Annotated in this window: 28 protein-coding genes; 10 read left to right on the forward strand and 18 right to left on the reverse strand. The window is 66.2% G+C overall.

Annotated features, from left to right (window positions below):
- Nucleotides 1–243: 243 nt before the first annotated feature.
- Genes FNF32_RS11815 through FNF32_RS11850 form a run of 8 tightly spaced genes read right to left on the reverse strand, consistent with a single transcriptional unit; the run spans nucleotide 244 to nucleotide 7102 of the window.
- Nucleotides 244–570 (reverse strand): phage head closure protein, encoded by a 327-nt coding sequence (locus FNF32_RS11815; RefSeq protein WP_281285676.1) that lies wholly within the window; start codon nucleotides 568–570, stop codon nucleotides 244–246.
- Nucleotides 567–1094, reverse strand: coding sequence for a head-tail connector protein (locus tag FNF32_RS11820; protein ID WP_131674848.1), 528 nt, complete (start codon nucleotides 1092–1094; stop codon nucleotides 567–569). Before FNF32_RS11820 ends, FNF32_RS11815 begins: the two co-directional genes overlap by 4 nt.
- A complete protein-coding gene (locus tag FNF32_RS11825; protein ID WP_131674849.1) occupies nucleotides 1094–1399 on the reverse strand; it encodes a hypothetical protein in 306 nt (101 codons plus the stop codon). The genes FNF32_RS11820 and FNF32_RS11825 overlap by 1 nt, the downstream gene beginning before the upstream one ends.
- A gap of 56 nt (nucleotides 1400–1455) precedes the next feature.
- On the reverse strand, nucleotides 1456–2697 hold the full coding sequence (locus FNF32_RS11830) for a phage major capsid protein (RefSeq protein WP_131674850.1): 1242 nt from the start codon (nucleotides 2695–2697) through the stop codon (nucleotides 1456–1458).
- Nucleotides 2698–2708: 11 nt separating this feature from the next.
- Complete coding sequence (locus FNF32_RS11835; RefSeq protein WP_143796647.1) at nucleotides 2709–3545, reverse strand: head maturation protease, ClpP-related; 837 nt, start codon at nucleotides 3543–3545, stop codon at nucleotides 2709–2711.
- Nucleotides 3542–4861: a phage portal protein gene (locus FNF32_RS11840; RefSeq protein WP_143796648.1), complete on the reverse strand. Its 1320-nt coding sequence runs from the start codon at nucleotides 4859–4861 to the stop codon at nucleotides 3542–3544. Before FNF32_RS11840 ends, FNF32_RS11835 begins: the two co-directional genes overlap by 4 nt.
- Before the next feature lie 14 nt (nucleotides 4862–4875).
- Nucleotides 4876–6597, reverse strand: a complete 1722-nt coding sequence (locus tag FNF32_RS11845) for a terminase large subunit (protein WP_131674853.1) — start codon at nucleotides 6595–6597, stop codon at nucleotides 4876–4878.
- 34 nt (nucleotides 6598–6631) lie between these two features.
- Nucleotides 6632–7102 (reverse strand): phage terminase small subunit P27 family, encoded by a 471-nt coding sequence (locus FNF32_RS11850; protein WP_131674868.1) that lies wholly within the window; start codon nucleotides 7100–7102, stop codon nucleotides 6632–6634.
- Between the two features lie 59 nt (nucleotides 7103–7161).
- On the opposite strand from FNF32_RS11850, the gene FNF32_RS11855 reads away from it, so the two are divergent.
- The gene (locus FNF32_RS11855) at nucleotides 7162–7788 is read left to right on the forward strand and encodes an SOS response-associated peptidase (protein ID WP_131674869.1); all 627 of its coding nucleotides are present in this window, start codon (nucleotides 7162–7164) and stop codon (nucleotides 7786–7788) included.
- 189 nt (nucleotides 7789–7977) lie between these two features.
- On the opposite strand, the gene FNF32_RS11860 is transcribed toward FNF32_RS11855, so the two are convergent.
- From FNF32_RS11860 to FNF32_RS11890, 8 genes are all read right to left on the reverse strand, one after another.
- Nucleotides 7978–8190, reverse strand: coding sequence for a DUF7220 family protein (locus FNF32_RS11860; RefSeq protein ID WP_143796649.1), 213 nt, complete (start codon nucleotides 8188–8190; stop codon nucleotides 7978–7980).
- Nucleotides 8187–9491: a site-specific DNA-methyltransferase gene (locus FNF32_RS11865; RefSeq protein ID WP_143796650.1), complete on the reverse strand. Its 1305-nt coding sequence runs from the start codon at nucleotides 9489–9491 to the stop codon at nucleotides 8187–8189. Before FNF32_RS11865 ends, FNF32_RS11860 begins: the two co-directional genes overlap by 4 nt.
- A 118-nt stretch (nucleotides 9492–9609) precedes the next feature.
- The gene (locus tag FNF32_RS11870; protein WP_131674870.1) at nucleotides 9610–9966 is read right to left on the reverse strand and encodes an HNH endonuclease signature motif containing protein; all 357 of its coding nucleotides are present in this window, start codon (nucleotides 9964–9966) and stop codon (nucleotides 9610–9612) included.
- Between the two features lie 142 nt (nucleotides 9967–10108).
- On the reverse strand, nucleotides 10109–10423 hold the full coding sequence (locus FNF32_RS11875; RefSeq protein ID WP_342778057.1) for a DUF6362 family protein: 315 nt from the start codon (nucleotides 10421–10423) through the stop codon (nucleotides 10109–10111).
- A 55-nt stretch (nucleotides 10424–10478) separates the two neighbouring features.
- Nucleotides 10479–10700 (reverse strand): hypothetical protein, encoded by a 222-nt coding sequence (locus FNF32_RS11880; RefSeq protein ID WP_425467909.1) that lies wholly within the window; start codon nucleotides 10698–10700, stop codon nucleotides 10479–10481.
- Between the two features lie 308 nt (nucleotides 10701–11008).
- The gene (locus FNF32_RS15670) at nucleotides 11009–11269 is read right to left on the reverse strand and encodes a hypothetical protein (RefSeq protein ID WP_246087808.1); all 261 of its coding nucleotides are present in this window, start codon (nucleotides 11267–11269) and stop codon (nucleotides 11009–11011) included.
- Nucleotides 11248–13248 (reverse strand): AAA family ATPase, encoded by a 2001-nt coding sequence (locus FNF32_RS11885; protein ID WP_246087809.1) that lies wholly within the window; start codon nucleotides 13246–13248, stop codon nucleotides 11248–11250. The genes FNF32_RS15670 and FNF32_RS11885 overlap by 22 nt, the downstream gene beginning before the upstream one ends.
- Nucleotides 13245–13445, reverse strand: a complete 201-nt coding sequence (locus FNF32_RS11890; protein WP_036732741.1) for a hypothetical protein — start codon at nucleotides 13443–13445, stop codon at nucleotides 13245–13247. The genes FNF32_RS11885 and FNF32_RS11890 overlap by 4 nt, the downstream gene beginning before the upstream one ends.
- A 123-nt stretch (nucleotides 13446–13568) precedes the next feature.
- Here FNF32_RS11890 and FNF32_RS11895 point away from each other — a divergent pair, with 123 nt between their 5' ends.
- From FNF32_RS11895 to FNF32_RS11925, 7 genes are all read left to right on the forward strand, one after another.
- On the forward strand, nucleotides 13569–13808 hold the full coding sequence (locus tag FNF32_RS11895) for a FitA-like ribbon-helix-helix domain-containing protein (RefSeq protein WP_131674856.1): 240 nt from the start codon (nucleotides 13569–13571) through the stop codon (nucleotides 13806–13808).
- Nucleotides 13805–14239, forward strand: a complete 435-nt coding sequence (locus FNF32_RS11900; protein ID WP_143796651.1) for a type II toxin-antitoxin system VapC family toxin — start codon at nucleotides 13805–13807, stop codon at nucleotides 14237–14239. Before FNF32_RS11895 ends, FNF32_RS11900 begins: the two co-directional genes overlap by 4 nt.
- Nucleotides 14236–14433 carry a hypothetical protein gene (locus tag FNF32_RS11905; RefSeq protein ID WP_143796652.1) on the forward strand — a complete coding sequence of 66 codons (198 nt, stop codon included), beginning with the start codon at nucleotides 14236–14238 and terminating at the stop codon, nucleotides 14431–14433. Before FNF32_RS11900 ends, FNF32_RS11905 begins: the two co-directional genes overlap by 4 nt.
- Nucleotides 14434–14558: 125 nt before the next feature.
- Nucleotides 14559–14912 (forward strand): hypothetical protein, encoded by a 354-nt coding sequence (locus FNF32_RS11910; RefSeq protein ID WP_131674859.1) that lies wholly within the window; start codon nucleotides 14559–14561, stop codon nucleotides 14910–14912.
- 31 nt (nucleotides 14913–14943) lie between these two features.
- Nucleotides 14944–16770 (forward strand): N-6 DNA methylase, encoded by a 1827-nt coding sequence (locus FNF32_RS11915; RefSeq protein WP_131674860.1) that lies wholly within the window; start codon nucleotides 14944–14946, stop codon nucleotides 16768–16770.
- Nucleotides 16767–18068, forward strand: coding sequence for a restriction endonuclease subunit S (locus FNF32_RS11920; protein WP_131674861.1), 1302 nt, complete (start codon nucleotides 16767–16769; stop codon nucleotides 18066–18068). The genes FNF32_RS11915 and FNF32_RS11920 overlap by 4 nt, the downstream gene beginning before the upstream one ends.
- A complete protein-coding gene (locus FNF32_RS11925; protein ID WP_131674862.1) occupies nucleotides 18065–18877 on the forward strand; it encodes a hypothetical protein in 813 nt (270 codons plus the stop codon). The genes FNF32_RS11920 and FNF32_RS11925 overlap by 4 nt, the downstream gene beginning before the upstream one ends.
- A gap of 2 nt (nucleotides 18878–18879) precedes the next feature.
- Here the strand turns inward: FNF32_RS11925 and FNF32_RS11930 are convergent, their stop codons facing one another.
- On the reverse strand, nucleotides 18880–19275 hold the full coding sequence (locus FNF32_RS11930) for a hypothetical protein (protein WP_131674863.1): 396 nt from the start codon (nucleotides 19273–19275) through the stop codon (nucleotides 18880–18882).
- A gap of 157 nt (nucleotides 19276–19432) precedes the next feature.
- The gene (locus tag FNF32_RS15345) at nucleotides 19433–19615 is read right to left on the reverse strand and encodes a hypothetical protein (protein ID WP_185961949.1); all 183 of its coding nucleotides are present in this window, start codon (nucleotides 19613–19615) and stop codon (nucleotides 19433–19435) included.
- A 1-nt stretch (nucleotide 19616) separates the two neighbouring features.
- On the opposite strand from FNF32_RS15345, the gene FNF32_RS11940 reads away from it, so the two are divergent.
- Nucleotides 19617–19946 carry a M48 metallopeptidase family protein gene (locus tag FNF32_RS11940; protein ID WP_131674864.1) on the forward strand — a complete coding sequence of 110 codons (330 nt, stop codon included), beginning with the start codon at nucleotides 19617–19619 and terminating at the stop codon, nucleotides 19944–19946.
- Nucleotides 19947–20497: 551 nt separating this feature from the next.
- On the forward strand, nucleotides 20498–21381 hold an 884-nt coding region (locus FNF32_RS11945), incomplete at its 3' end, for a DUF5930 domain-containing protein (protein WP_246087810.1).

Consider the following 21381-nt stretch of genomic DNA (forward strand, 5'->3'; position numbering starts at 1 on the left):
GGGTTTTACGGTGTGATCCACATGGGACTTTTGAACGTAATCCGGAAGCTGCGGCTGCGGGAGAAGCTGCCGATACGCGAGATCGCGCGTCGCACCGGCCTGTCGCGCAATACGATCAGGAAGTAGCTGAACTCAGGAACGATCGAGCCGTCCTTTGCCACGCCGGATCGGCTAAGCAAGCTTGCGAAGTCGCCGGTCCGTCCGACGGGACGACGTTCCGGCACGCCGACTAGCGTAGTCTGATCACGCCTCCGCCAGCATCTCGAAAAACCCGCCATCCTCGCTGGGGCGGGGGTCTTCTTTGAGATCGAAGATCACCCCTCCAACCACGGCGCGCCATTCCGAGGTGATCCCTACGCTCTGCGCGGACTGCCGCACGGTGATGATGACCGGCGCCTTCGACACCAGCCTCGCCTGCATGACGGCTTCAGAGCCGCGCAGATAGCGGACATGCGCCCAGAGGGTAAATCGATCCTCCCAACCCTCGATGACGCCGCCCATGTCGGTCTCGATCATGACGTGGGCCTGGAAGGTAACACGCCGATCGAGCCGCCCCGCGACCCTGCTCACAGCCGGATCCTGCGATACGGCGCCAGCAGCGCCTCGACGGAGAAGGGCAAGGCGGTGCCTGTGCCCGTCACCTGTCGATGCTCGTACCATTGCGTGACCAGCAGCAGCATAGCCTGCCGGATGGCGGCTGGGACATCGGCGGGAGCGCCATAGCCGGCGGTGAAGGTAATCGCCGCAGGCCGGCCGAGGCCTGATCTCAGCCGCAGCAGTGGACGCTGATCCTGCAGCTCGAATGCATGGATCAACTCGCCCCCTTCCGCATCGGTGAACACGGCGCGGTCGATCACAGTATCCGGAAACGGTAGCCTGATCGGCCCGGTGACCGCCGCCAGTTCCGCGCGCCAGGTCTGGGTGACGAGGCACCGGCCAAGGATCCCGGCCGGGCCGTCGAGCCAGGCGGTGGCGGCGTCGATGTACTGCTGGATGAGCAGATCCTCGTCATCATGCTCAACGCGGGCCTGTGCTTTGGCCTCGCTCAGCGTGATCGGCGTCGCGGCGGGCGGGACGACGAGGACCAGCCGCATCAGTCGGTGACCTTGCCGTAGACGGCGGGGTCGACACCCTGACCTGTAAAGTCCGATTCGTCGGGGCGCGCGCGCTTCGGGTCGTTCCAGTCGATGGCGTTCTGCGCGGCCGTGGTGCCTTCGCGCGGATTGGCATCGGCGCTCTCGTGGCCTACACCGACCGCATCCGTGATTGCGGGTTCGATGATCGCACCGGAGGCATCCTCCAGTGCGGCCGCTGGCGCAGGATCAGCGGCGCCATGAACGTCTTTCTCGATTGTGGTCGCACCGGCTTTCAGTGCGGGATCGTTCTTCTTCACAGCCATGATGGCCTCCATTCAGACAAGGGTGGAAGCCCGGCGTTCCTCGCCGGGCCAGGGGATCAGGCTGCGGCCATCCTGAGGACCCGCAGCATCTCGGGATTGAGCAGCCCGCCGCCCACGCGCTTGGTGGTGTAGAAGTGGACGTAGGGCTTGTTGGTGAAGGGATCGCGCAGCACCCGCACACCGGTGCGGTCGACGATCAGGTAGCCGCGGCGGAAGTCGCCGAAGGCCAGTGGCATGGCGCCGGGGGCGACGTCCGGCATGGCCGCCATCTCGGTCACGGGATAGGCCAGCACGTTCTGCGGCTGCCCTTCGGTGAAGGAGGGCTGCCAGAGATAGTTGCCCTGGCCGTCCTTGAGCTTGCGGATGCTTGCGAGCGTGTTGCGGTTGGCGACCAGACGGGCGTTCTGTGCCGCCTGACCGGGGAGCGAGTAGACCAGGTCGATCAGCTCGTCGGCGGTGATCGCCGTAGCACTCTCGGCGGTGATGGTCGGGATCGCCCCCCAAGGGTGGGCAGTCGCCTTCGATCCACCCTCGGCATAGGTGAGGACCCCCGAGGGCTTGTTGACGCCGTCACCGGCCACGAAGGCGATGCCCTCCTGGTAGGCGAACTCCGCCTCGATCTCGCTGGCGATCCACTGCTCGAGGTTGATCGCGGCATCATCGAGTATCTGCTGGGTGGCGCCCGGGTTGGCGTAGATCTCGCCCGGGGTGTAGTCGAGATGCCCGAACTGCGGCGTGCTGGTCTGCGGCCGCGGGGCGGTCTCGCCGACCCAGCCCGAGCCGAAGCCCTGCGCCGAGAAGAGCTTGCGGAAGCCTGCGCCCGAGATCGTCTGCACCGAGGCGATCTGGCGCATGGGCGAGACCTCGACCAGCTTGTCGGTGATGGTGCGGTCCCATTCGACCGGCGCCAGATAGCCGCCTTCGGCATCGGCGCCCTTGTTCAGCGCGGCCGAGACATCGCCCTTGCGGAAGTGAGCGCGGAAGGCGTCGGTATAGGCCGCATCGGCCGGCCCGGTTGCGCCACCAGCACCGCCGATGCGCAGGGCCGCAATCTGCGCGGCCTGCGCGTCCATCGCGGCCTGCAGATCGCCCACCGCCGCATTGATGCGGTCGACCTTCTCGGCCCGGACCACGTCTTCCTGGCCTTTCCTGAGCGCGGCCAGCTGCTCGCTATGCTCGGCCTTGAAGGTCTCGAAGCTGCGCTGCAGCTCGGCGAAGATCTGCTTCGGATCGCCGCTGGCGTCTGCGCGCACGGCAACGATCCCGCGCGTGAGCGCAGGGTGGGACATCATGTTCATGGGATTACCTCTCAGGTGAGCGTCTGGATGAGGGACCGCGCGATGGCGGTCCAGTCGTCGTCAGCGCGCGGCATGACGGATGCGGCAGCGTCCTGCGTGCCGCGGAGATCGGCCAGAAGCGCACGGCGTTCCGACCGGGGGATGTTCTGCTTCGCGAGCAGGCTGTCGATGCGGCGCAGTGCTCTCCGGCCGTTGCCATGATGGCTCTCGGTCTCGACCACGTCGGCTGTAAGGAAGTCGTCCGCGAGCCCGGCCTCAATGGCCTGCGGGCCAGTGAACCAGGTTTCGGCATCCATCCACGCGCCGGCCTGTGCGGGATCGACGCCGGCCTTGGCGGCGTAGACCTCCGCCATGGCTGCATCGAAGGGCATCATCGTCTCGGCGGCCGCGGCCATGTCGTGGCGGTTGCCGATGGCGACCACCCAGGCATTGTGGACCATCATGAACCCGGCGCGGCCGATCTGGACCTCGTCTCCGGCCATCGCGATCACCGAGGCCGCCGAGGCGGCGAGCCCGAGGATGCGGACGGTGACTCGGCGCGGATCGGCGCGCAGCATGTTGTAGATCGCGACCCCCTCGAAGAAGTCGCCGCCGGGGCTGTTGAGATCGACGGTGATCTCGTCGGCGGTGATCGACCGCAGGGCCGCCGCGATCCGCCTGGCGGTCACGCCCTCGCCGGTCCACCCATCCGCACCGATTACGTCGAGCATGCTGATGACGTTGGTGGCGCGGGCGTCGGCGGCGCGGAGACCTGCCTGCCATCGATCCATCAACGCCGGATCGGGCTCAAACGCCTGCACCTTCGACGGGCGCGTCAGGCTGATCGGGGGTGCGCTGCGCAGCGTCATGGCTCTCTTTCCTCTGTGGTCGGCAGCGATCCGTCTGAGTCTTGGTCCGTGGCCGTCGGCGCCGTCATGTTCGGCGGCGGATAATAGACATCGCCGCCTTCCCGCGGGTTCTCGTCCTCCAGCGTGCGGATCTCGTTCGGGCTCCACACCCCCCATTGCAGCCCCTTTACATAGGCCTCCCAGCGAGCCTTGATGTCACCCTTGACCAGCGCCGCCCGGTTGAAGCGGGCGTAGAGATCGGGACGGCCCTCCGGGATCAGGTCCCGGGCGATGGTCTCCTCCCAGGTGGTCAGGTGATCCTCGAGCGTGTAGGCGACGAAGCCGATCGACTGCTGCTCGATGCCGGTGCCCCAGCTGGTCGACTTCTCGGTGTCGCCGATCATGTGCGGCGGCACCCCGAAGAACATGGCGATGTCGGCGCGGGTGAACTTCCGGCTCTCGATCCATTGCGCATCCTCGGCCGTCATCGCCATGCGGGCGTAATCCATGCCTTCCTCGAGGATCAGGTGCCGGCCTTCCTGCTCGCCCCCCGAGCGGAACTCGTCGAGCCCCGCCTTGAGGTTGGCCACCGCCTCGGGCCCGAGACGGCCCGGGTGGCGCAGCACACCCGAAACCCGGGCGCCGTTGCGGAAGGTCGAGGCGCCGTGCTCCTCCATGGCCAGCGACAGCCCGATCGTCTCGCGGGCATGGGTGATGACCGAGACGCCGGTGACGCCATCGAGCGTCATGCCGACGAGATGGAACATCTCGGATTGCCCGAGCTGCACGCGCAGCCCGTCGCGGCGGGTGTAGACGTATTCCAGTTCCAGATCGTCCCTCTGACGACAGGCCACCCGGTCCGGCTGCAACGGGATCAGCTCCCGGACCTGTCCGCGCGAACGGACGATCATCGCATAGGCATTGCCACGCAGCAGCAGATGCGTCTGCATCATGCGGCGGAACTGCGAGGGCGTCTGCCAGCGGTTGGGCCTTCGCCGCAGCAGGTGCCAGAGCGGATCCTCGGAGGCGTCCTCCCGGGTGCGGTCATCGATACGCCGGCGCAATTGCAGCGGCAATGTGGCGACCGCGCCCGCAATGATGCGCACGCAGGCATGGACGGCGGCCACTGTGAGGGCGGTCTCGGGCGAGACGCTCACCCCGGCCGCCGTGGCCGAACCACCGCGCAGGACTTGCTCCAGCTCGGCGGAGGTATGGACCACCGTGCCGCCAATCGAGCCGAGGGACGCCTGCGGGTGCAGGTCCGGCTGCGGCAGATGCACGGCACCAGCGGGCGCCGAGCTGTCACGCGCGCCGAAGAGACGGGACCAGAGGGACATGCGTCAAAAACCTGTCAAAGCAGCATCGGCCCGCGGGCCTGGTAGACCGAGCGACCGGCGGTCTCGTCGCGCAGCATGGCCCGGCCGAGGGCATTGCAGAGCGCCACGATGCCGTCGATGCGCTCGGACGAGCGCTCCTTGTCCGGCTTGATGTTGCCGGCCGGGTCATGGCGGACGGCGACGTTGGAGGCATTCCAGCGCAACACCGGATGGCCCCCGTGCCAGAGGAGCCGCGAGACCGCGAGCCGCTCAAGCTCTGCCGTGGGCGCCGCCATGCTCAGGAACCCCTGGCCGAACTGGACGAGGTTGATGCCCTCGTCCTGCAGATGCTGGACGATCTCGCCCGCGAAGGTGCGATCATAGGCCAACTCACGCAGATCGAAGCGGCCGGAGAGGTTGACGATCTCCGCCTCGATGAAGGCGAAGTCGGTGGCATTGCCGGGGGTGGCCACCAGGAACCCCTGGTCGCGCCAGACATCATAGGGCACCCGGTCACGCCGGGCGCGGCGCCCGATGTCCTCCTCCGGTACCCAGAAGCGGCTGAGCACGACCCACTTGTCCGCGAGACTCCCGAGCGCCGGATCCCGCGTCGGCGGAAACAGCAGCACAAAGGCCGAGAGGTCGTTGACCCGGGCCAGGTCCAGCCCGCCATAGCATTCGTGCCCCGCGAGCAGTTGCTCTAGCCGGTGGAGCTCGGCTGCAACATCGGCTCCGCTGGTGGTTGCTGGCAGTCCACCCTCCGCCCAGACCTCCATGTCGAGCCAGCGGGTGACCTGTTCGGTCCATTCGTTCAACCGCAAGCGCCGGATGGCGTTCTGCTGCGCCGGCATCTCGCGCGCCTCATCGATCTGGCGCTTCAGATCGTCGATCTTCACCGTCACCCCGAGGCTCGGATTGGCCTTCCCCCATACCTTCGGGTCAGTCCAGTCGTCGCCGGCGTCGATGGTGGCGATGAAGGCAAACCACGGATCCGCCGTCTCCTCCGGCAGCGTCCCCTCGAGCACCTTGACCGAGAACTCGTGATGCTGGCGACAGACAGAGTGGCGGTCGTGGCCGGCGGTGGTGATCTCGACGATCAGCGGCTGGCGCCGCGCGCCGGTTGCGGTGTTGAGCTTCTGGATGATCTCGGGTCCGGGGTGCTCGTGCACCTCGTCCACCGCGGCGAAGTGCACGTTCAGCCCGTCCATCTTGCTGGCGTCGGCCGAGAGCGGCCGGAACCACGAGGCGGTGGGCAGGACCGCGAGGTTGTTGACGGTGCGGGTGACCCGGGCCGAAAGCGCCGGGCTTGCCGCCACCATCCGCTCGGCCTCGCCGAAGACGATCCGGGCCTGATCGCGCGTGGTCGCGGCGGCATAGACATGCGCCCCGGCCTCGCCATCCGCCACCAGTGCGTAGAGCGCGATCCCGGCCAGCAGGGCCGATTTGCCGTTCTTGCGGGCGACTTCGACATAAGCCGTTCGGAACCGCCGCAGCCCATCCGCCCGTTTCCAGCCAAAGACGGATCCGACCACGAATTGCTGCCATGGCTGCAGATCGAAGGGCTGCCCCGCCCATTCGCCCGTCGAATGCCGCAGGTGGCTGAAGAACTCGATCGCGTGCAGCGCGGCCGCAGCGTCCCAGACCAGGCCGCGGGATGGGCCGGTCTTCAGATCGTCCAGGTGGCGCTGGCAGGCCAGGCGCGTCAGGTGACCGGCCACAACCTTGCCGGCTACTACCTGCTTCGCCCATGCCGTCACCGGGCAGGCCGGAGCATTCCGAGTCGAGCCAGATTTACGCGCGGGTGCCACGGTTCAGAAAGTCCTCGAACGGATCGCGGGTCTCCACCGGCGCCGCCATGCGGATGCGGGTCCGGCTCGAGGGCGTCAGCCCGAACTCGCTCTCGATCTGGCCCATCTGCGCCAGGCACTTGTTCGCCACCGCCAGGAACGGGTTCTGGATGATATTGCCGCCCACCGTCTTCACCACCGGGCCGCGGCGCTTGACCTCCGCTTCAGCTTCGAGCCAGCGGCGCCAGATCACCACATAACGGGCGAGCGCCCCCGCATCGAGTTCGGTCATCACCCCGTGCCGGGCCAGAAGCTCGGCCAGTTCGGTGAACTTCCCGGCGGCCGCATCGTCGAGGTGATCGGGAGCCGGCGGCACCGCCACGACGGGCTGCGGCTCGGCGGGGTTCATCCGGTGCGGCCGGGCCGTGCCTTTCACCAGCTTCAGCTGCGTGGGAAGGGGCTTGCGGCCGGCCATGATCCTGATGTCCCTCTTTCCGCATTGCGAGTGGCAGCTGGACACGCCATCTCGTGGGCATGTGCAATCTCTACAGCCAGACTCGTGCCCAAGAGGCGATGCGGCAGCTATTTGCCGCCGTGGACAAGCTCGGCAACCTTCCTGCCCAGCCGGAGATTTACCCCGACCAAATGGCGCCGATCGTTCGGATCGGCCTGGACGGCGAGCGCGAATTGGTCAGGACCCGATGGGGACTGCCATCACCGCCCTCGGTCCTGAAGACCGCCCGTGACCCTGGGGTCACCAACGTCCGCAACACCGGCTCGCCTCACTGGCGCCGTTGGCTCGGGCCGCCACACCGCTGCCTCGTTCCACTCACCGCCTTCGCGGAGCCGATGGGCAAGGGACAGGGTAACCAGTGGTTCGCGCCAGCGGACGGACGGTCCGTCGCATTCGCCGGCATCCATGTCCCGGGTTGGACCTCGGTTCGCAAGGTCAAGGATGGTCCGACCACGGACGACCTTTTCGCGTTCCTCACCACCGCCCCGAATGCTGAGGTCGCAGCGGTCCACCCCAAGGCGATGCCGGTGATCCTGACCGAGCCTGCCGAGTGGCTGACGTGGATGGCCGCGCCCTGGAGCGAGGCACGTTTACTGCAGAGGCCCTTGGCGGATGGTGCGCTGGAACTTGTCGACGGTGCCGCCTGATACCTCGTGGTGATGAGGACCGAATGCTGCGTTTGATCGTGCGGTTGCAAACGGTGCCAAGGTGATCGAGGCCATGACGGAAAAGGGCGATGGAGATCGTCGCGGCAGCGTTCGCGCCCCCGATGGAACACAGTGGTACCTGTCGCGGCTGGTCAGTGCGGACTGAGCGTTGGGAAGGACAGCGACCTACTACCTCCCCAACCGTTCAAACAACCGCCGCAAGGTGAACGATCGAGCGAGGCTCACCGCCGTGAACACCGCCCCGATCCTCATGTTCTGCGCCAGAGTCGGATTCCAGCCGAACTGCGGGAAGATCAGGATCTGCGTGACAACGGCCACGCCATAGCCGACGATCACGTTGGCCAGCGACTCGACCAGCGACATGGTGCGTGACTGACTCATGCGGCGAACCCCTCGTTCTGATGTATCGCGCCGAGGCGCTCGACCGTCACCTCGGCGAAGGTCCGGCCGTCGCCATCGAGGATCGCATCCTTGCCGGTCTCGGCCTGCCAGCGCTCGACGGCGACATCGACATAGGCCGGGCTGATCTCCATCGCGAAGACGCGCCGGTCGTTGGCCTCGCCGGCCATGATCTGCGAACCGGAGCCCGAGAACGGCTCGTAGCAGAGCCCGCCGCGCGCCACGTGCTGGCGCATCGGGATGCCGAAGGCGTCGAGTGGTTTCGGCGTCGGGTGATCGGGCCGTTCGTCCCTGGCGAAGCTGGGCATCTCCCAGGTCGAGGGCAGCGTCTGCTCCGCCACCTTCGGCGGGCGGTTCGGGCGGCGCCAGCCCATGAAGCAGGGCTCGTGCTTCCACAGGTAATGCGACCGGGTGAGAACACCGCGGTCCTTCACCCAGATGATCTGCTGGTGGACGAAGGCGCCGGCCTTCTCCCAGCATGCCTCGAGCATCGCCTGCCTGCGCGAGGCGTGCCAGCAGTACCACGCGGCATCCTCGGTGATGGCCTCGGCCACCGCGGCGGCGATGAAGTTGTCGTAAAGCTCGGCGCCTTGGCTGCTGTCGTCCCAGGTCGTGCCATAGGACTGCGACCAGTCCTTGTTGCGGGTCGGGTGGTTGCTGCCGTCGTAGTCCACCAGATACGGCGGGTCGGTCGCGAACAGCACCGCCCGCTCGCCGTTCATCAGCCGGCGGACGTCGTCGTGGGACGTCGCGTCCCCGCAGAGCAGCCGATGGTCGCCGAGGATCCACAGATCGCCGGTGCGCGAGACCGGGTTGCGCGGCGGCTCGGGGATAACGACCGGCGGGGTCGAACCTTCCTCTTCCCCCTCGGTCCCGGCCAGCAGCCGGTCCAGCTCACCATCCTCAAAGCCCAGGATACCGAGATCGAACCCGGCCTCCTTCAAATCTGTGAGCTCCAGCGACAGCAGCGCCTCGTCCCAACCGGCGTTGAGCGCGATGCGGTTGTCCGCCAGCACCAGTGCCCGCCGCTGGTTGTCGCTGAGCCCGGTCAGGGTGATCGTCGGCACGGTATCCATGCCGAGCAGTCGCGCCGCCAGCACCCGCCCATGACCGGCGATCAGCGTGCCGTCCTCGGCGATCAGCACCGGGTTGGTGAAGCCGAACTCCCGGATCGAGCCCGCGATCTCGGCCACCTGCGCCTCGGAGTGAGTACGGGCATTCCGCGCGTAGGGCACGAGGCTGTCGAGCGGGCGGTATTCAACGGTGAGCGGATGATCGGACAAGGGCGGTTTCCTTCGATTTTCGTGGCTGCACCCCCCCTCGCCATTTTGGCCACGGATGCAGAAAGCTTGGCGCGCGGTCCTGACGTCGAACCGCCCGGAGATTTGACCTCCCCCCGGGTCAGCCGGAGGACTCGCGCCCGGTCCGCCGATTGCCGAAGCCGCCATCCTCGGCAGCGGTCTTGCGGCTGTGACAGGACGCACAGAGCGGCTGCCATCCGTCCTGGTCCCAGAACCGCTCGGGATCGCCCCGATGCGGGACGACATGGTCCACTGTGTTGGCCGGGGTCAGTCGGTCTCGGCGCTGGCACTCGGCGCAGAGCGGGTGGCGGGCCAGAAACAGCCGCCGTTCCGCGAGCCACCGGGCCGAGCGATAGAGCGCACGGATCACCGGATCACGTCGGCGGTCAGTGTCGCGGTCACGTTCGCGCTTGTCGCGGCGCCCCACCGGGCGATGGATGGGCGGGCGCTGCGGCATGGTGCCTCGCGATGTGGTCACAGATCGGCGGGTGGAAGGACCGGGTGGCGCTCCTGGCGCTCTTCTCCCGATCATGCCCTGCTTGTAGCACGGATCTGTTGCAGGTGTCGAACACGAATGTGTTGCAACACTCTGAACACGTTCACGCATTCAGCCGCGCGGCGATCTTCGTGAGCGCCAGCTGCCAGCGCCGCCACGCCGTGGTCCGGTCGCAACCCATCTCGCCGGCGATCACCTTCCACGGCACCCGCGCGGCGCGGGACCAGACAAGTTTGCGATCGGGCTCCTCGATCCAGAGCACCCAGCCGAAGGCCTGCTCGAGCCGGGTGATAGCCGCCGCCGAGGGCCAGACCCGCATCGGCTCGGGCTCCATCGCAGCGATCTCGCGGGCACTGCGCAGGATCTGCGGCCAGTGGCTGCCGTGGCCGCGCGGGGCAGCGGAAGGCAGCCTGCGCAGAGTGCGGAACGCCTAGGCGAAGTGATCCGCAACGTCGTCCGCGGTCCAGTCGCGCTCAGCCATTGCCGCGTCCTCCCTCGGCCCGGGCTCCGTAGAGCTTGCGGCCCAGCTGCACGACCATCTCCCGCTCGGGCCAGGTCAGCCGCGGATCATCCACCGAGACCGCCAGCAGCCCCAGCTCGTGCCAGCCATCGCGCCGGACCTGATCGGGGTCGCGGCGGGTGCCGCCATAGCCGCGCGGCGTAAAGCGCATCATCGTCATCGTCTTGCAGGCCATCGTCATCTCCTGTCGTTCTGGCGCTGTGGTCGGGTGAGGCAGAGACAAGGGGTGACGGCGGGCCGCGGGCACGGACGCAGCGTATGGGCCGCCCCGCCTGACGGCGGGCGGTCCCATACGTAGTATGGGGGCTCTCCCCCTTCCTCATCCGACCGCGGCCAGGTGATTGATAAATAACGGGAAAAAGGCGATCCAGATGACAGAGGGGGATGACAGCGGACTTTGTCATCCTCATGCGCAAGCCATTGATTTCGTTGAGGCATGACAGGGGTATGAGGATGACAACGGGCTTTGTCATGATGACGAAGTCAGACATCGGGCCCCTCCGGATGGACCCAGACCGCAGGGTTCTCGACCTCCAGCACCATGCCCGAGTGGGCGCATTTGTAATGGCTCGGCTGGACCGGCAGCCCTTGTCCGGTCACTTCTCCGGTCTCCGGATCGACCTGCTCGTCGACCCCGAAGCGCATCCCTTCGACGCAGAGATAGCCGTAGTGTGACCGCGTCGGCGGGAAGCCCTGATCGGCGAACTCCCGGCGGAACTTGATCAGTCCCTTGGTCGCGAGCACCCCGATCCGTTCGCGGATGGTGTAACGGCTGCCCAGGCCGCCGCGGTTCTCGAAGGCCTCAGCGAACTGCGTCGACGTGTAGAGCCGCTGCTCGGCGGCCTCGTCGAACAGCAGGCCGAGAATGACATCATGCTTGCGAAGCCGTTCGGCATCCTGCCTGGCGCCAGCCTCCTTGCCGACCAAGCGCTCGAAGCGGTTGTCGATCTCCACCCACGTCCCACCGATCTTGTCGACCAGCTTCGGCTCGAGCGCCGGGCCGTTGCGCAGTTCGATCTCGAGGCGACGGCGGTGCTGTCCTCGTCCGGGCGGTGCAGGATCAGGCCCGTGGTGTAGTAACCCCGGAGCGCGCTGGCGCCGGAGAGGGCCAGGAAGGGATCGTCCTTCACCTGCTGCTTCGAGAGCTTCTTCGTGTGGTGGACGAGGATGACACCGGCATCGGGATTGACCGCCGCCTGCAGCGCCTCGACGCGCTCCCGCAGGAAGAACATCATCGCGCTGTTGTCGTTCTCGCCGGCGCTGCTGCCGTTCGGCCCCGTCGGCCCGCCGTCGAAGACGTTCCGGATCGGATCGATGCAGATGATATCGGGCGGGCTCTCGGGAAAGGCGCTCCGGATCGCCTCCAGCACGCGGGTGACGCCACCTTGGTCGAGCAGCAGCTTCAGCCGCGGGGTGGCGACGAAGCCGTCACGCGCGGCAACAAGGACTTCGGACGGCAGGCCGATCTGGTGGAGGCGCTCGCGCAGGTAGTGATACTGCAGCTCGGCCTGCAGGTAGAATACCCGCAGCGGCCGTGGCGGCGTGAAGCCGAGGAACGGCACGCCGGCAGCCATGTGCACGAGCCAGGAGATCAGGAAGTCGCTCTTGCCGACCTTGGGCGCGCCGCCGAGGACGAGCAGCCCGCCCGGGGTCAGCACGCGCGGCGCGATTATGTCGTCGGGCAGCGCGCTGCGGTCATCGAGCAGCTGGCCGAGGCTGAAGCAGGCGAGCGGGGCTGTATGCGACTCCTGCCGCGGCGGCTGCGCAGGTCCGTTGCGTTCGAGATGACGCTGCCACAGCCGGCGCGTCTCGGCCTTGAGCCGATCCTCCGGCCACGGCGGCCGCAGCATCGCGGCGTTGTAGCCGCAGATCGCCTCCCAGACCTCGTCGAGGCTCAGGCGGCCTTCGTGGGCTTGGCGGAGGTAATAGCCGATCGCGGCGCTGGCCCCGTGGAACCGGGTCCAGTCATCCTGCGCCCCCTCGCGCACCGGCGTGGTCAGGACGTCATCGACTGCGGGTTTGCTACCGGCGTTGAAGTCAAACCACGTTGAGCTTGAGGGCTCCGGGTTGAACGCGGGCATGGCCGCGACGCGCGCCTCGAACTCGGTCAGATCGACCTCGATGGGCTGCTGGTCGACGATCCGGACCTGCGCCGTCCGTCCATATTTACCATGGGTCGTCCCGGGCACCCGGATCGGCTGGTGAGCGGAGCCGAAGCTGTCGTCACCGCCGACCTTCAGCGCCATCGTCGCCCGCAGCTGGCAGAGCCGGGCCAGGTCCTCGCCCTCGGCCGGTTCGGTCAGCTTCCACCACAGATGCAGCTTGGGCTGTCCCGCCTCCGTCAACCCGCCGCTCTCGATGGTCAGCGTCGCCGGGCCGAGGTTGCGGATCAGGTGGTCCCGCTTGGCGGAGATGTCGCCCTCGTCGAGATCGACGACCAGCGCCTGCATCTGCCGGACATGCTCGGCGCGGGCCTCGCCGTTGTGTCCGACCGTGCCGGGGATCACATAGATCGCACGGCCGACCGAAGCGGCGGCCTCTGCCGCTGTGGCCATGATCTCGGGCGCCCCCGCGTCTGCCGGGATCCAGCGCAGGTCGTTCGGCGGCCCCGGCGTCACGCCCTTCTCGGGCAGGCCGCGCAGCGGGATCAGGCCGTCGCACCAGGAAAAGACCACGTCGACAAACAGCGCGATCTGGTCGCGATCGATGCCGGGCGCGCTCATTGCAGCCGCCCTTCGCCCGGCGCCAGATCGGCGGGCTGGACATAAACCGCAAACAGCGGCTCACCGTCGCCGTGCAGGCCCGCTGCCTCGAAGAAGTAGTACCGATCCGGGATGACCAGTTCGGTCAGTTCCCAACGCCGGTAATATCCCGGCAGGCGTTTGAGGAGATCGGGCGGCGGAACCGGCGGCAGCGTCATCGATCAGGCTCGTGAACAGGGGCTTCACCTGGTCAAAAGCCACCCCCGCACGCCGATCGGGACATTGAGGACGGGAATAATATGTGATATCTATTGCAGGGTGTGATATCGATGGAGGCGGCCGTGGCCCAGATCGTCGTGCGACAGATCCCGGACGAGGTGCATCGCGCCCTGAAGGCGCAGGCAGCCGCCCATGGCCGGAGCGCCGAGGCCGAGCTGCGCGAGATCATCGCTCGCGCGGTTCTGCGCGAGGGCCGGCCACGTGCAGGCGATCTGATGCGCGGCATCTGGTCCGGTGCCGAGACCAGCGTCCTCACGCTCGAGCGCGACCCCACCCCCGTGGAGCCGGCCCGCTTCGAATGATCATCCTCGATACGAACGTCGTCTCGGAGACGATGAAGCCGGTCCCCGAGTCCCGGGTGATCGACTGGCTCAACCGCCAGGAGCTGAGTACCCTGCACCTGACCACCGTCAGCCTGGCCGAACTGCGGTTCGGCATGGCGCAGCTCGAGCCCGGCCGCCGCCGGGATGATTTCGAGCTTCGGCTCGAGCGGATGCTGACGGAGGTCTTTCCCGGCAGGGTCCTGGGGTTCGACGCAGCCGCCGCGAATGCCTTTGGCGCGCTCGTCGCGCTGGCGGAGCGGCACGGGCGGACGGTGAGCTTCCCGGACGGCGCGATCGCCGCCATCGCTGCGGCGAACGGCTATCCCCTCGCCACCCGCGATGTCGCGCCGTTCGTCGCCATGGGCTTGGACGTCGTCGATCCGTGGGACCCGATCCCTCCTGGCCCATGATGCTGCCGCAGCGCCACCACGGCGCGCTGATACCGTTTTCGGGCCGCGGGTTCCGACAGGTCAAGTACCTTGCCCATCTCAAGCTGGCTGGCGCCATCCAGCGCCACGCCGAGAACCAGATCCGCGTCCCTGCCGATGACTGCGACGAGATCGCGCCGCAGTTCCGCACGCAGACGCAGTTGCTCCGCCCATGAGGGCGGCGCCTCCAGCCAGTCCGGCTCCAGCGACGTGCAGGATTGCTGTCGGGCGGTTTCTCGGCGCGCGCCACGCAGCAGGTCGCGCTCGACGTTCCGCAGCACCGTCGCCGCGACGGAAAGAGATGCAATTGCCGGATGGCGCGATGCTGTCGCGCCGGACGGACAGCACACTCGTCAAGGCGCTGGCCCGTGCTTTCCGCTGGAAGAGGATGCTCGAGTCCGGCGAGTTCGCCACCATCGCCGAACTGGCCGAAAGGGAGGGCATCGCGCCCTCCTACATGACCCGGGTCCTGCGCCTGACGCTGCTTTCGCCCGACATCGTCGAGGCGATCCTGGACGGGAAGCAGGGGCCGGAGGTGACGTTGGCGCGGGTGTTGGAGCCGCTCTCGCTAGAATGGGCGGCGCAGGGTTCGTTGCTTCGACAGGCTGAATTGCCTCCGAACCGCTCTGCGGCGAGGTACATTCCGGGGGATTGACCCGCCATGCGATATAGCATACATAACAAACATGACACAATCACACGCCATTGCCGCCACGCTGCGCGCCATCCGCGCAGAGCTCGATCTTACGCAGGAGCAGCTTGCTGAGCGGCTCGGCGTATCTTTCGCCACGGTCAACCGCTGGGAAGGCGGCGCCAACCTGCCCCAGAAGGCCGCCCGCGCCACCATTGCCGCTCTCGCCGAAGAGGCTGGGGTGGACATGGCGGAAGCAGGATCCGACGACATCGCCGCCGCCGAAAAGGTGACGCGCCGCCGGGTAGGAACACGTTCGACCACTCCGTCCACGAAGTCCATGGAGCAGATGCTCTGGGATGCCGCCTGCTCGATCCGGGGCGAGAAGGACGCAGCCAAGTTCAAGGACTACCTTCTGCCGCTGCTCTTCCTGAAGCGACTGTCCGACGTGTTCGACGACGAGATCGCGCGCCTTGCTGAGGAGTACGGCGACCGGGACACCGCCCTCGAGATTGCCGAGGACGACCACGAACTCCTCCGGTTCTATCTGCCGCCCGAGGCGAGATGGGCCGTGATCAGCGGTCGGCAGCCCTATGAATGGCCCAACGATGACCAAGGCCGCCCCACCCGCCCGAAGGATATCGGAGAGCACCTGACCAAGGCGGTGCGCGCCGTTGTGCGGCAGAACCCGTCCCTGTCCGGCGTCATCGACGTGGTCGACTTCGCTGCGGAGCGGAACGGCGAGCGAGACATCAATCCGGCCAAGCTGCGCGAGGTGGTCGAGACCTTCTCCGACTCGCGCTATCGGCTGGGCCTCGCCGACGTGCAGCCCGATTTCCTCGGCCGCGCCTACGAGTATCTGCTGCGGAAGTTCGCGGAGGGCTCGGGCCAGAGCGCTGGCGAGTTCTTCACGCCGACCGAGGTCGGCTTTCTGATGGCGCATATCATGCGCCCCCGGCCGGGCGAGGAATGCCACGACTATGCCTGTGGCTCGGCCGGGCTTCTGGTGAAGCTGCAGCTGGTCGCGCGCGAGCTTGACCCTACCAGCAAGGTTCCCCTCAAGCTCTACGGCCAGGAGCTGACGGCCGAGAGCTACGCCGTCGCCCAGATGAACGCGATCATCCACGACATGAGCGTCGAGATGGCGCGCGGCGACACGATGATCAATCCGAAGTTCAAGACGCCGGACAGCAAGATCCGCACCTACGATATCGTCGTCGCCAACCCGATGTGGAACCAGCCGTTCAACCCCGACATCTTCGCAGATGACCCGTTTGACCGGTTCAGGACGCAGGGCGGCGCGACCACGGGCAAGGGCGATTGGGCCTGGCTCCAGCACACGATGGCCTGCCTTGGCGACCGTGGGCGGGCGGCGGTCGTCCTCGATACCGGCGCGGTGACCCGCGGATCGGGGAGCAAGAACGAGGACAAGGAGCGAAACATCCGCAAGTGGTTCGTCGATCGCGACCTGATCGACGGCGTTATCCTGTTGCCCGACAACCTGTTCTACAACACCAGCGCGGCCGGCGTGATTGTCGTCCTCTCAAGGCGTAAACCCGCTGTGCGCAAGGACAAGATCGTCCTCTTGAACGCGTCTCGCCGCGTGCAGAAGGGACGTCCGAAGAACTTCATTTCAGAAGACGATATCCGCCCGCTCGCCGCTGCCTATCTGAAGGGTGAGGCTGTGGAAGGCGAGATCGCGGTCATTACGCGCGAGCAGGCGGCGGAATCGGACTACAACCTCAGCCCCGGTCGCTGGGTTTCCCAAGCGGACGATATCGCACAGCGGCCGATCAAAGATATCGTCGCCGAACTGCTGAAGCTGGATGACCAAACCAGGGACATCGACGCGTCGCTCGCGAAGATGCTGGTTCGGCTGTGACCAACGAGGCATGGCCCCTTCGCCCCTTGGGCGAACTGTTCGAGATCGGCGCGGGCAAGACAATGTCGGCGGCTGCCCGCGACGGTGCCGAAAAGACACCGTTCCTGCGGACATCCAACGTGCTGTGGGACGAGATCGACCTGACTAAGGTCGACGAAATGGCGATCCCTCCGCGCGAACTGAGCGGGAAGCTGCTACGTCCGGGCGACCTCTTGGTGTGCGAGGGCGGCGAGATCGGCCGCGCCGCCATCTGGAACGGTGAGCAAGATGTCATGTCGTTCCAGAACCACCTGCACCGCCTCCGCCCGTTGGCGGACGACGTCGATCCCCGGTTCTACGTCTACTTCCTGCAATGCGGCTTCACCCAACTGGGCATCTTCGAGGGCGCGGGGAACAAGACCACGATTCCGAACCTGTCGCGGAACCGCCTTGCCGCGCTTGACGTGCCGCACCCCGAAATTCACGAACAGCGCGACATCGTTCGTGCGCTCGCGCGCGTGCGGGACGCGATGAAGTTGCATGACCGCAGCACCAGTCTCTCCCAGGACCTCAAGAGCGCAGCGATGCGGGCGCTGTTCACGACAGGTTTGCGGGGCGAGGCTCAGAAGGAAACAGAAATCGGCCCGGTGCCGGAGAGTTGGGATGTGGTTACCATTGGTAGTGTCGCCAAGAACACGCAGTATGGTCTTTCTGTTCGTGGGCAGCCTTCGGGGGCCTACCCAATATTGCGTATGAATTGCCAAGAGGACGGGAAGGTTCACTACCGAAACCTCCAGTTTGTTGATCTGGATGACGCAACATTCAGTACTTTCCGTCTTCAACCTGGTGATCTGCTCTTCAATCGAACCAACAGCATCGAGCTTGTTGGCCGTATGGCGATGGTCGAGGAATCACGCGACGCTGTTTTCGCGTCCTACCTCGTAAGGGTTTCACTCGACGATGCGCAGTGTATGCCGACGTATCTGAATTACTTCATGAACTGGCCGCAAACACAGGCTGAGATAAAGAAACTAGCCAGTCGCGCGGTCGGGCAAGCCAATATCAATGCAAGCAAACTCCGGACTGTCCCTTTCCCGCTGCCCACCCTCGATGAGCAGCAAGAGATCGTCGCCATCCCCGACGCCATCGACCGGAAGATCGACCTGCACCGCCGCAAGCGCGCCGTGCTCGACGAGCTCTTCAAGGCGCTGCTGCACAAGCTGATGACCGGCGCAATCCGCGTGTCCGACGTGGACCTTTCGGCGCTGTCCTCGGGTCCGGTCCCCGCAGCGAAACAGATCCCCGAGGTGGCTGCATGAGCAACAGCATGACCGAGGCTCTGTCGCACGTCGCGAGCCGTATGCCGCGCATCGTTCGCGAACACGAGGTGCTGCGCGTCGCCGGATGGATGCCGGGCGAAGACCCCGATGCAGTCGCGCGCAAGGCCGCTGGCGAGGTGCTGCGCTGGGCTCAGCGCCGGGCGGGACAGCGCCTTCCGCGCGAGGCCTGGGACGGCGAGAACTTCGAGGTGCCGCTGCCCGGTCGCGACCCGTCCGCCATCCGGCTCCGCGTCGGAGCGTCCGACCTCTGGGCCTTCCGCGTCCACGACCCCGACAAAACCGTGCCGGGCCGGGCGTGGACGACCGAAGTCGTCCTTGGCCATGTACCGGGCAAGCCCGCTCAGTTCAGCACCCGCCTTCTGGTCGCCACGCCAGAGGAGGACTTCTCCATCGATCCGGCGGTGCCGGGTTTCGTGCAGCAGGTCGCGGAGCAGTGCGGTCTGGTGGTTGGCTCGCAGGCAGCATCTGCAACTCCAGCGATGTACGTCGACGGCGAAGATGCCGAAACGCTGATCGAGCATCTCACCAATCCCGGCCGCTTTCTGCCGACCATCGTGTTGACACTGGCGGACGGCGCATCCGCCCCGTACATCAATGCCGAGAAGCTCGCCGGTGTGCTGACAGGGCTGGCGCATGTTGCCGTGGCCCGTCCTGATGCCGCCTGGCGACTGACCGAGAGGCTGGGCAAGCGCCTCTCTGTCTTCGGCGGCGCAGCGAACGTGCCGAGATTGCGGAAGCGCAGGCTCAGAAATCGGCGTACCGGATCCAGCAGCTCACCGATCAGCTGAAGTCAAAGGGTGACGATCCCGATCAGGAGATCCAGCTGCCTGCAGACTGGTCGGAGCTTGCTAACTGGTGCGACGAAAACCTCGCTGGCCGGCTGGTCCTGACCCCCAACGCGCATCGGGGCACGCGCAAGCCGCTGTTTCAGGATGTCGAGACCGCGGCGAGAAGCCTCCTGTGGCTTGCCACCGAGGGCCGCGACCGTTTCCGCAATGGCGGCGGAGCGCTTGCCAATATCCCCATCTTCGATGGGGCTCAGAACGCTCCCTGCGGCGCTGACGAGTTCGATTTCGACTGGAACAGCCGCAGGTTCTCGGCCGAGTGGCACATCAAGAATGGCGGTAACACCCGCGATCCGCAGCGCTGCCTGAGGGTTTACTACTGCTTCGACCAGCAGACCCAACAGATCATCGTCGCCGACATGCCGGCACATCGCAGGACGGGTGCGACATGACCGGACCGGTCCATTATCATCTGGGCCAGTTCCCGCCTCCGCCCGAGCAGTTGGACTGGCCGCGCCTCGTGCCACTGATCGGTCCGGCAAATGCCGCGCTCGCCCGTTATGACGGTCTCGTTGCGGCAATCCCCAAACCGAGATGCATCGCTTCCCGAACGCCAGAGTCAATGACGACGAGCGTCGGAAGCTGCGCGCCACCCTTTATCGCCCGCTTCTCGGACTTGGCAAAGAGGATCGCGGCCGGGTTGTAGATCTGGTGCTGGCGATCCTGCTCGACGGCGATCACGATGCCGAGTCCTGAAGACCGACGCGCCTCTCTCCGTGCCCGGGTCGACTACTGGTGTGAGCGTCTGAAGGCGACACCGCGCATTGTTCGAATCCAGCGCATGACGCGCAAGTGGGGATCATGCTCAACCGGCGGTATCATCACACTTGCCGAGGACCTGGCCGATCAGGAGAAGTGCTTTCAGGACTTCGTGATCGCACACGAGTTGCTGCATCTACGGGTTCCCAACCATGGCAAAGTCTTCAAGGCGCTGATGACAGCGCATGTGCCCCGTTGGCGTGAACATGAGAAGCACCGCTTGGCCGGAAAACGGTCAGGGGTTTCTCGATGATCGGGCGTCACCATACAAGTCCCACTCGAGGGTCGAAGGGACAGCCCAGCCACTTCGTAATTCGACCAAAGGTTCGATTGTCCCTGAAATCGAAGTGTTCAGCAGGCAGGAGATTAACCTCTGTAAATTCAATGTCTTGTGAATAATTCACCAAACTGGCGCAGTCATCAGGTCCGGAGAATATCGACCCTGAGAGACCGCTTCCAGGCCACCTGGCGCCACGGCCAGTGCTCAGCCTCACCCGCATAACCCTCGAAAACAACGGAAAAATCCGGCCGCAGCCGGATCGGGAGAACGCTTTCGCGGGGGCGAGTGGCGGAGGGGATGGGCCTGCCGTCGAACCTTCTCTGCCCTTTAACACGTTGATTCATTAGTGCGAATTCCAGGCGATCTCCTTCAGATTGTGCTTTGACGTCGATGGGCCCCGCTTCCACAACGAATGACGCGCAAGCGCGAGAGTTCCCCGGCTTCGACCTCCTTCCCCTCGCGGGACGGTGGCGTTACGGCTCTCGGGCGAGGTCTTGAAGTAGCGGAAGGGCGATCGCTGAGTCATGGCGACCGGCTACGGGGCTAGTTGCACCCGTGGCAACCGGGTTCCTTTTACAGGTCCGCAGGCAGCCTTCCGCCGATTTGTGCGTCTTCGGCTCTTGTCGGCTGACCGGAAGGACGTGGGTGGTTGCGAGGCGAGCGCCTCCCAACTAAGCGGACACGCGGACGGCGGGCAAGGCCGCGTCAACGTGGGACGACGACATTTGACCCTTCGACCAATCCGAGGACTACGCACGCTTGTGGGTTGCGTCCTTCCGGAGCGAAGATTGTTCATCCGGTCCGGCGACCATGTCCGGTTCGTTCGCCTGAGCCCCGGAAGGCAGGCCCTCGCCTGGGCTGGTGGAGCGTTTCTGGTGGCGTGGTGCCTGACGGTCACGTCAGTCCTGATCATGAACTCCATCGACTTCCTAACCATGCGCGAGCAGGCCAAGCGAGAGCAGGCGCTCTTTGAGGACCGCGCTCTCGCACTCGGCGGGGAGCGCGACCAGCAGGCGATGGAAGCACTCGCGGCCCAAGAGCGGTTTGCAGCGGCCACGGTGCAGATGTCGTCGATGCAGAGCGACCTGCTTGCGCTCGAGACCCGCCGCCGCGAGATGGAGAGCGAGTTGCAGGCGGCCCAGGCCACTCTGCGCCGTACGATGGACGCGCGCGCTGCCGCAGTGTCTGCGTCGCAGGACCCGAGATCTGAGGAACTCGCCGCCACACTCGACCTACTGACCCTCGCCCTGACCGAAACGGTGGTCGAGCGTGATCAGGCCGCCACCAAGGCCAAGGAGGCCGTTCTTCTTGCCGGCGAGCTGGAGTTCGATGGACTTGCCCGGAAAATGTGGAGAGCACCAACTGAGGAACCAGGAGGTGTTCTATGGGAAACGGGAACAGGCCGACG

The organism is Paracoccus marinus, assembly GCF_007018965.1.
GTDB lineage: Bacteria > Pseudomonadota > Alphaproteobacteria > Rhodobacterales > Rhodobacteraceae > Paracoccus > Paracoccus marinus.

Coding starts and splice junctions, on each gene's coding strand:
- FNF32_RS11820 (WP_131674848.1), bottom strand. CDS start 1,094: ATGCGGCTGGTCCTCGTCGTCCCGCCCGCCGCGACGCCGATCACGCTG.
- FNF32_RS11825 (WP_131674849.1), bottom strand. CDS start 1,399: ATGGCTGTGAAGAAGAACGATCCCGCACTGAAAGCCGGTGCGACCACA.
- FNF32_RS11830 (WP_131674850.1), bottom strand. CDS start 2,697: ATGAACATGATGTCCCACCCTGCGCTCACGCGCGGGATCGTTGCCGTG.
- FNF32_RS11835 (WP_143796647.1), bottom strand. CDS start 3,545: ATGACGCTGCGCAGCGCACCCCCGATCAGCCTGACGCGCCCGTCGAAG.
- FNF32_RS11840 (WP_143796648.1), bottom strand. CDS start 4,861: ATGTCCCTCTGGTCCCGTCTCTTCGGCGCGCGTGACAGCTCGGCGCCC.
- FNF32_RS11850 (WP_131674868.1), bottom strand. CDS start 7,102: ATGGCCGGCCGCAAGCCCCTTCCCACGCAGCTGAAGCTGGTGAAAGGC.
- FNF32_RS11855 (WP_131674869.1), top strand. CDS start 7,162: ATGTGCAATCTCTACAGCCAGACTCGTGCCCAAGAGGCGATGCGGCAG.
- FNF32_RS11860 (WP_143796649.1), bottom strand. CDS start 8,190: ATGAGTCAGTCACGCACCATGTCGCTGGTCGAGTCGCTGGCCAACGTG.
- FNF32_RS11870 (WP_131674870.1), bottom strand. CDS start 9,966: ATGCCGCAGCGCCCGCCCATCCATCGCCCGGTGGGGCGCCGCGACAAG.
- FNF32_RS11880 (WP_425467909.1), bottom strand. CDS start 10,700: ATGGCCTGCAAGACGATGACGATGATGCGCTTTACGCCGCGCGGCTAT.
- FNF32_RS11885 (WP_246087809.1), bottom strand. CDS start 13,248: ATGAGCGCGCCCGGCATCGATCGCGACCAGATCGCGCTGTTTGTCGAC.
- FNF32_RS11890 (WP_036732741.1), bottom strand. CDS start 13,445: ATGACGCTGCCGCCGGTTCCGCCGCCCGATCTCCTCAAACGCCTGCCG.
- FNF32_RS11900 (WP_143796651.1), top strand. CDS start 13,805: ATGATCATCCTCGATACGAACGTCGTCTCGGAGACGATGAAGCCGGTC.
- FNF32_RS11905 (WP_143796652.1), top strand. CDS start 14,236: ATGATGCTGCCGCAGCGCCACCACGGCGCGCTGATACCGTTTTCGGGC.
- FNF32_RS11910 (WP_131674859.1), top strand. CDS start 14,559: ATGCAATTGCCGGATGGCGCGATGCTGTCGCGCCGGACGGACAGCACA.
- FNF32_RS11915 (WP_131674860.1), top strand. CDS start 14,944: ATGACACAATCACACGCCATTGCCGCCACGCTGCGCGCCATCCGCGCA.
- FNF32_RS11925 (WP_131674862.1), top strand. CDS start 18,065: ATGAGCAACAGCATGACCGAGGCTCTGTCGCACGTCGCGAGCCGTATG.
- FNF32_RS11940 (WP_131674864.1), top strand. CDS start 19,617: ATGCCGAGTCCTGAAGACCGACGCGCCTCTCTCCGTGCCCGGGTCGAC.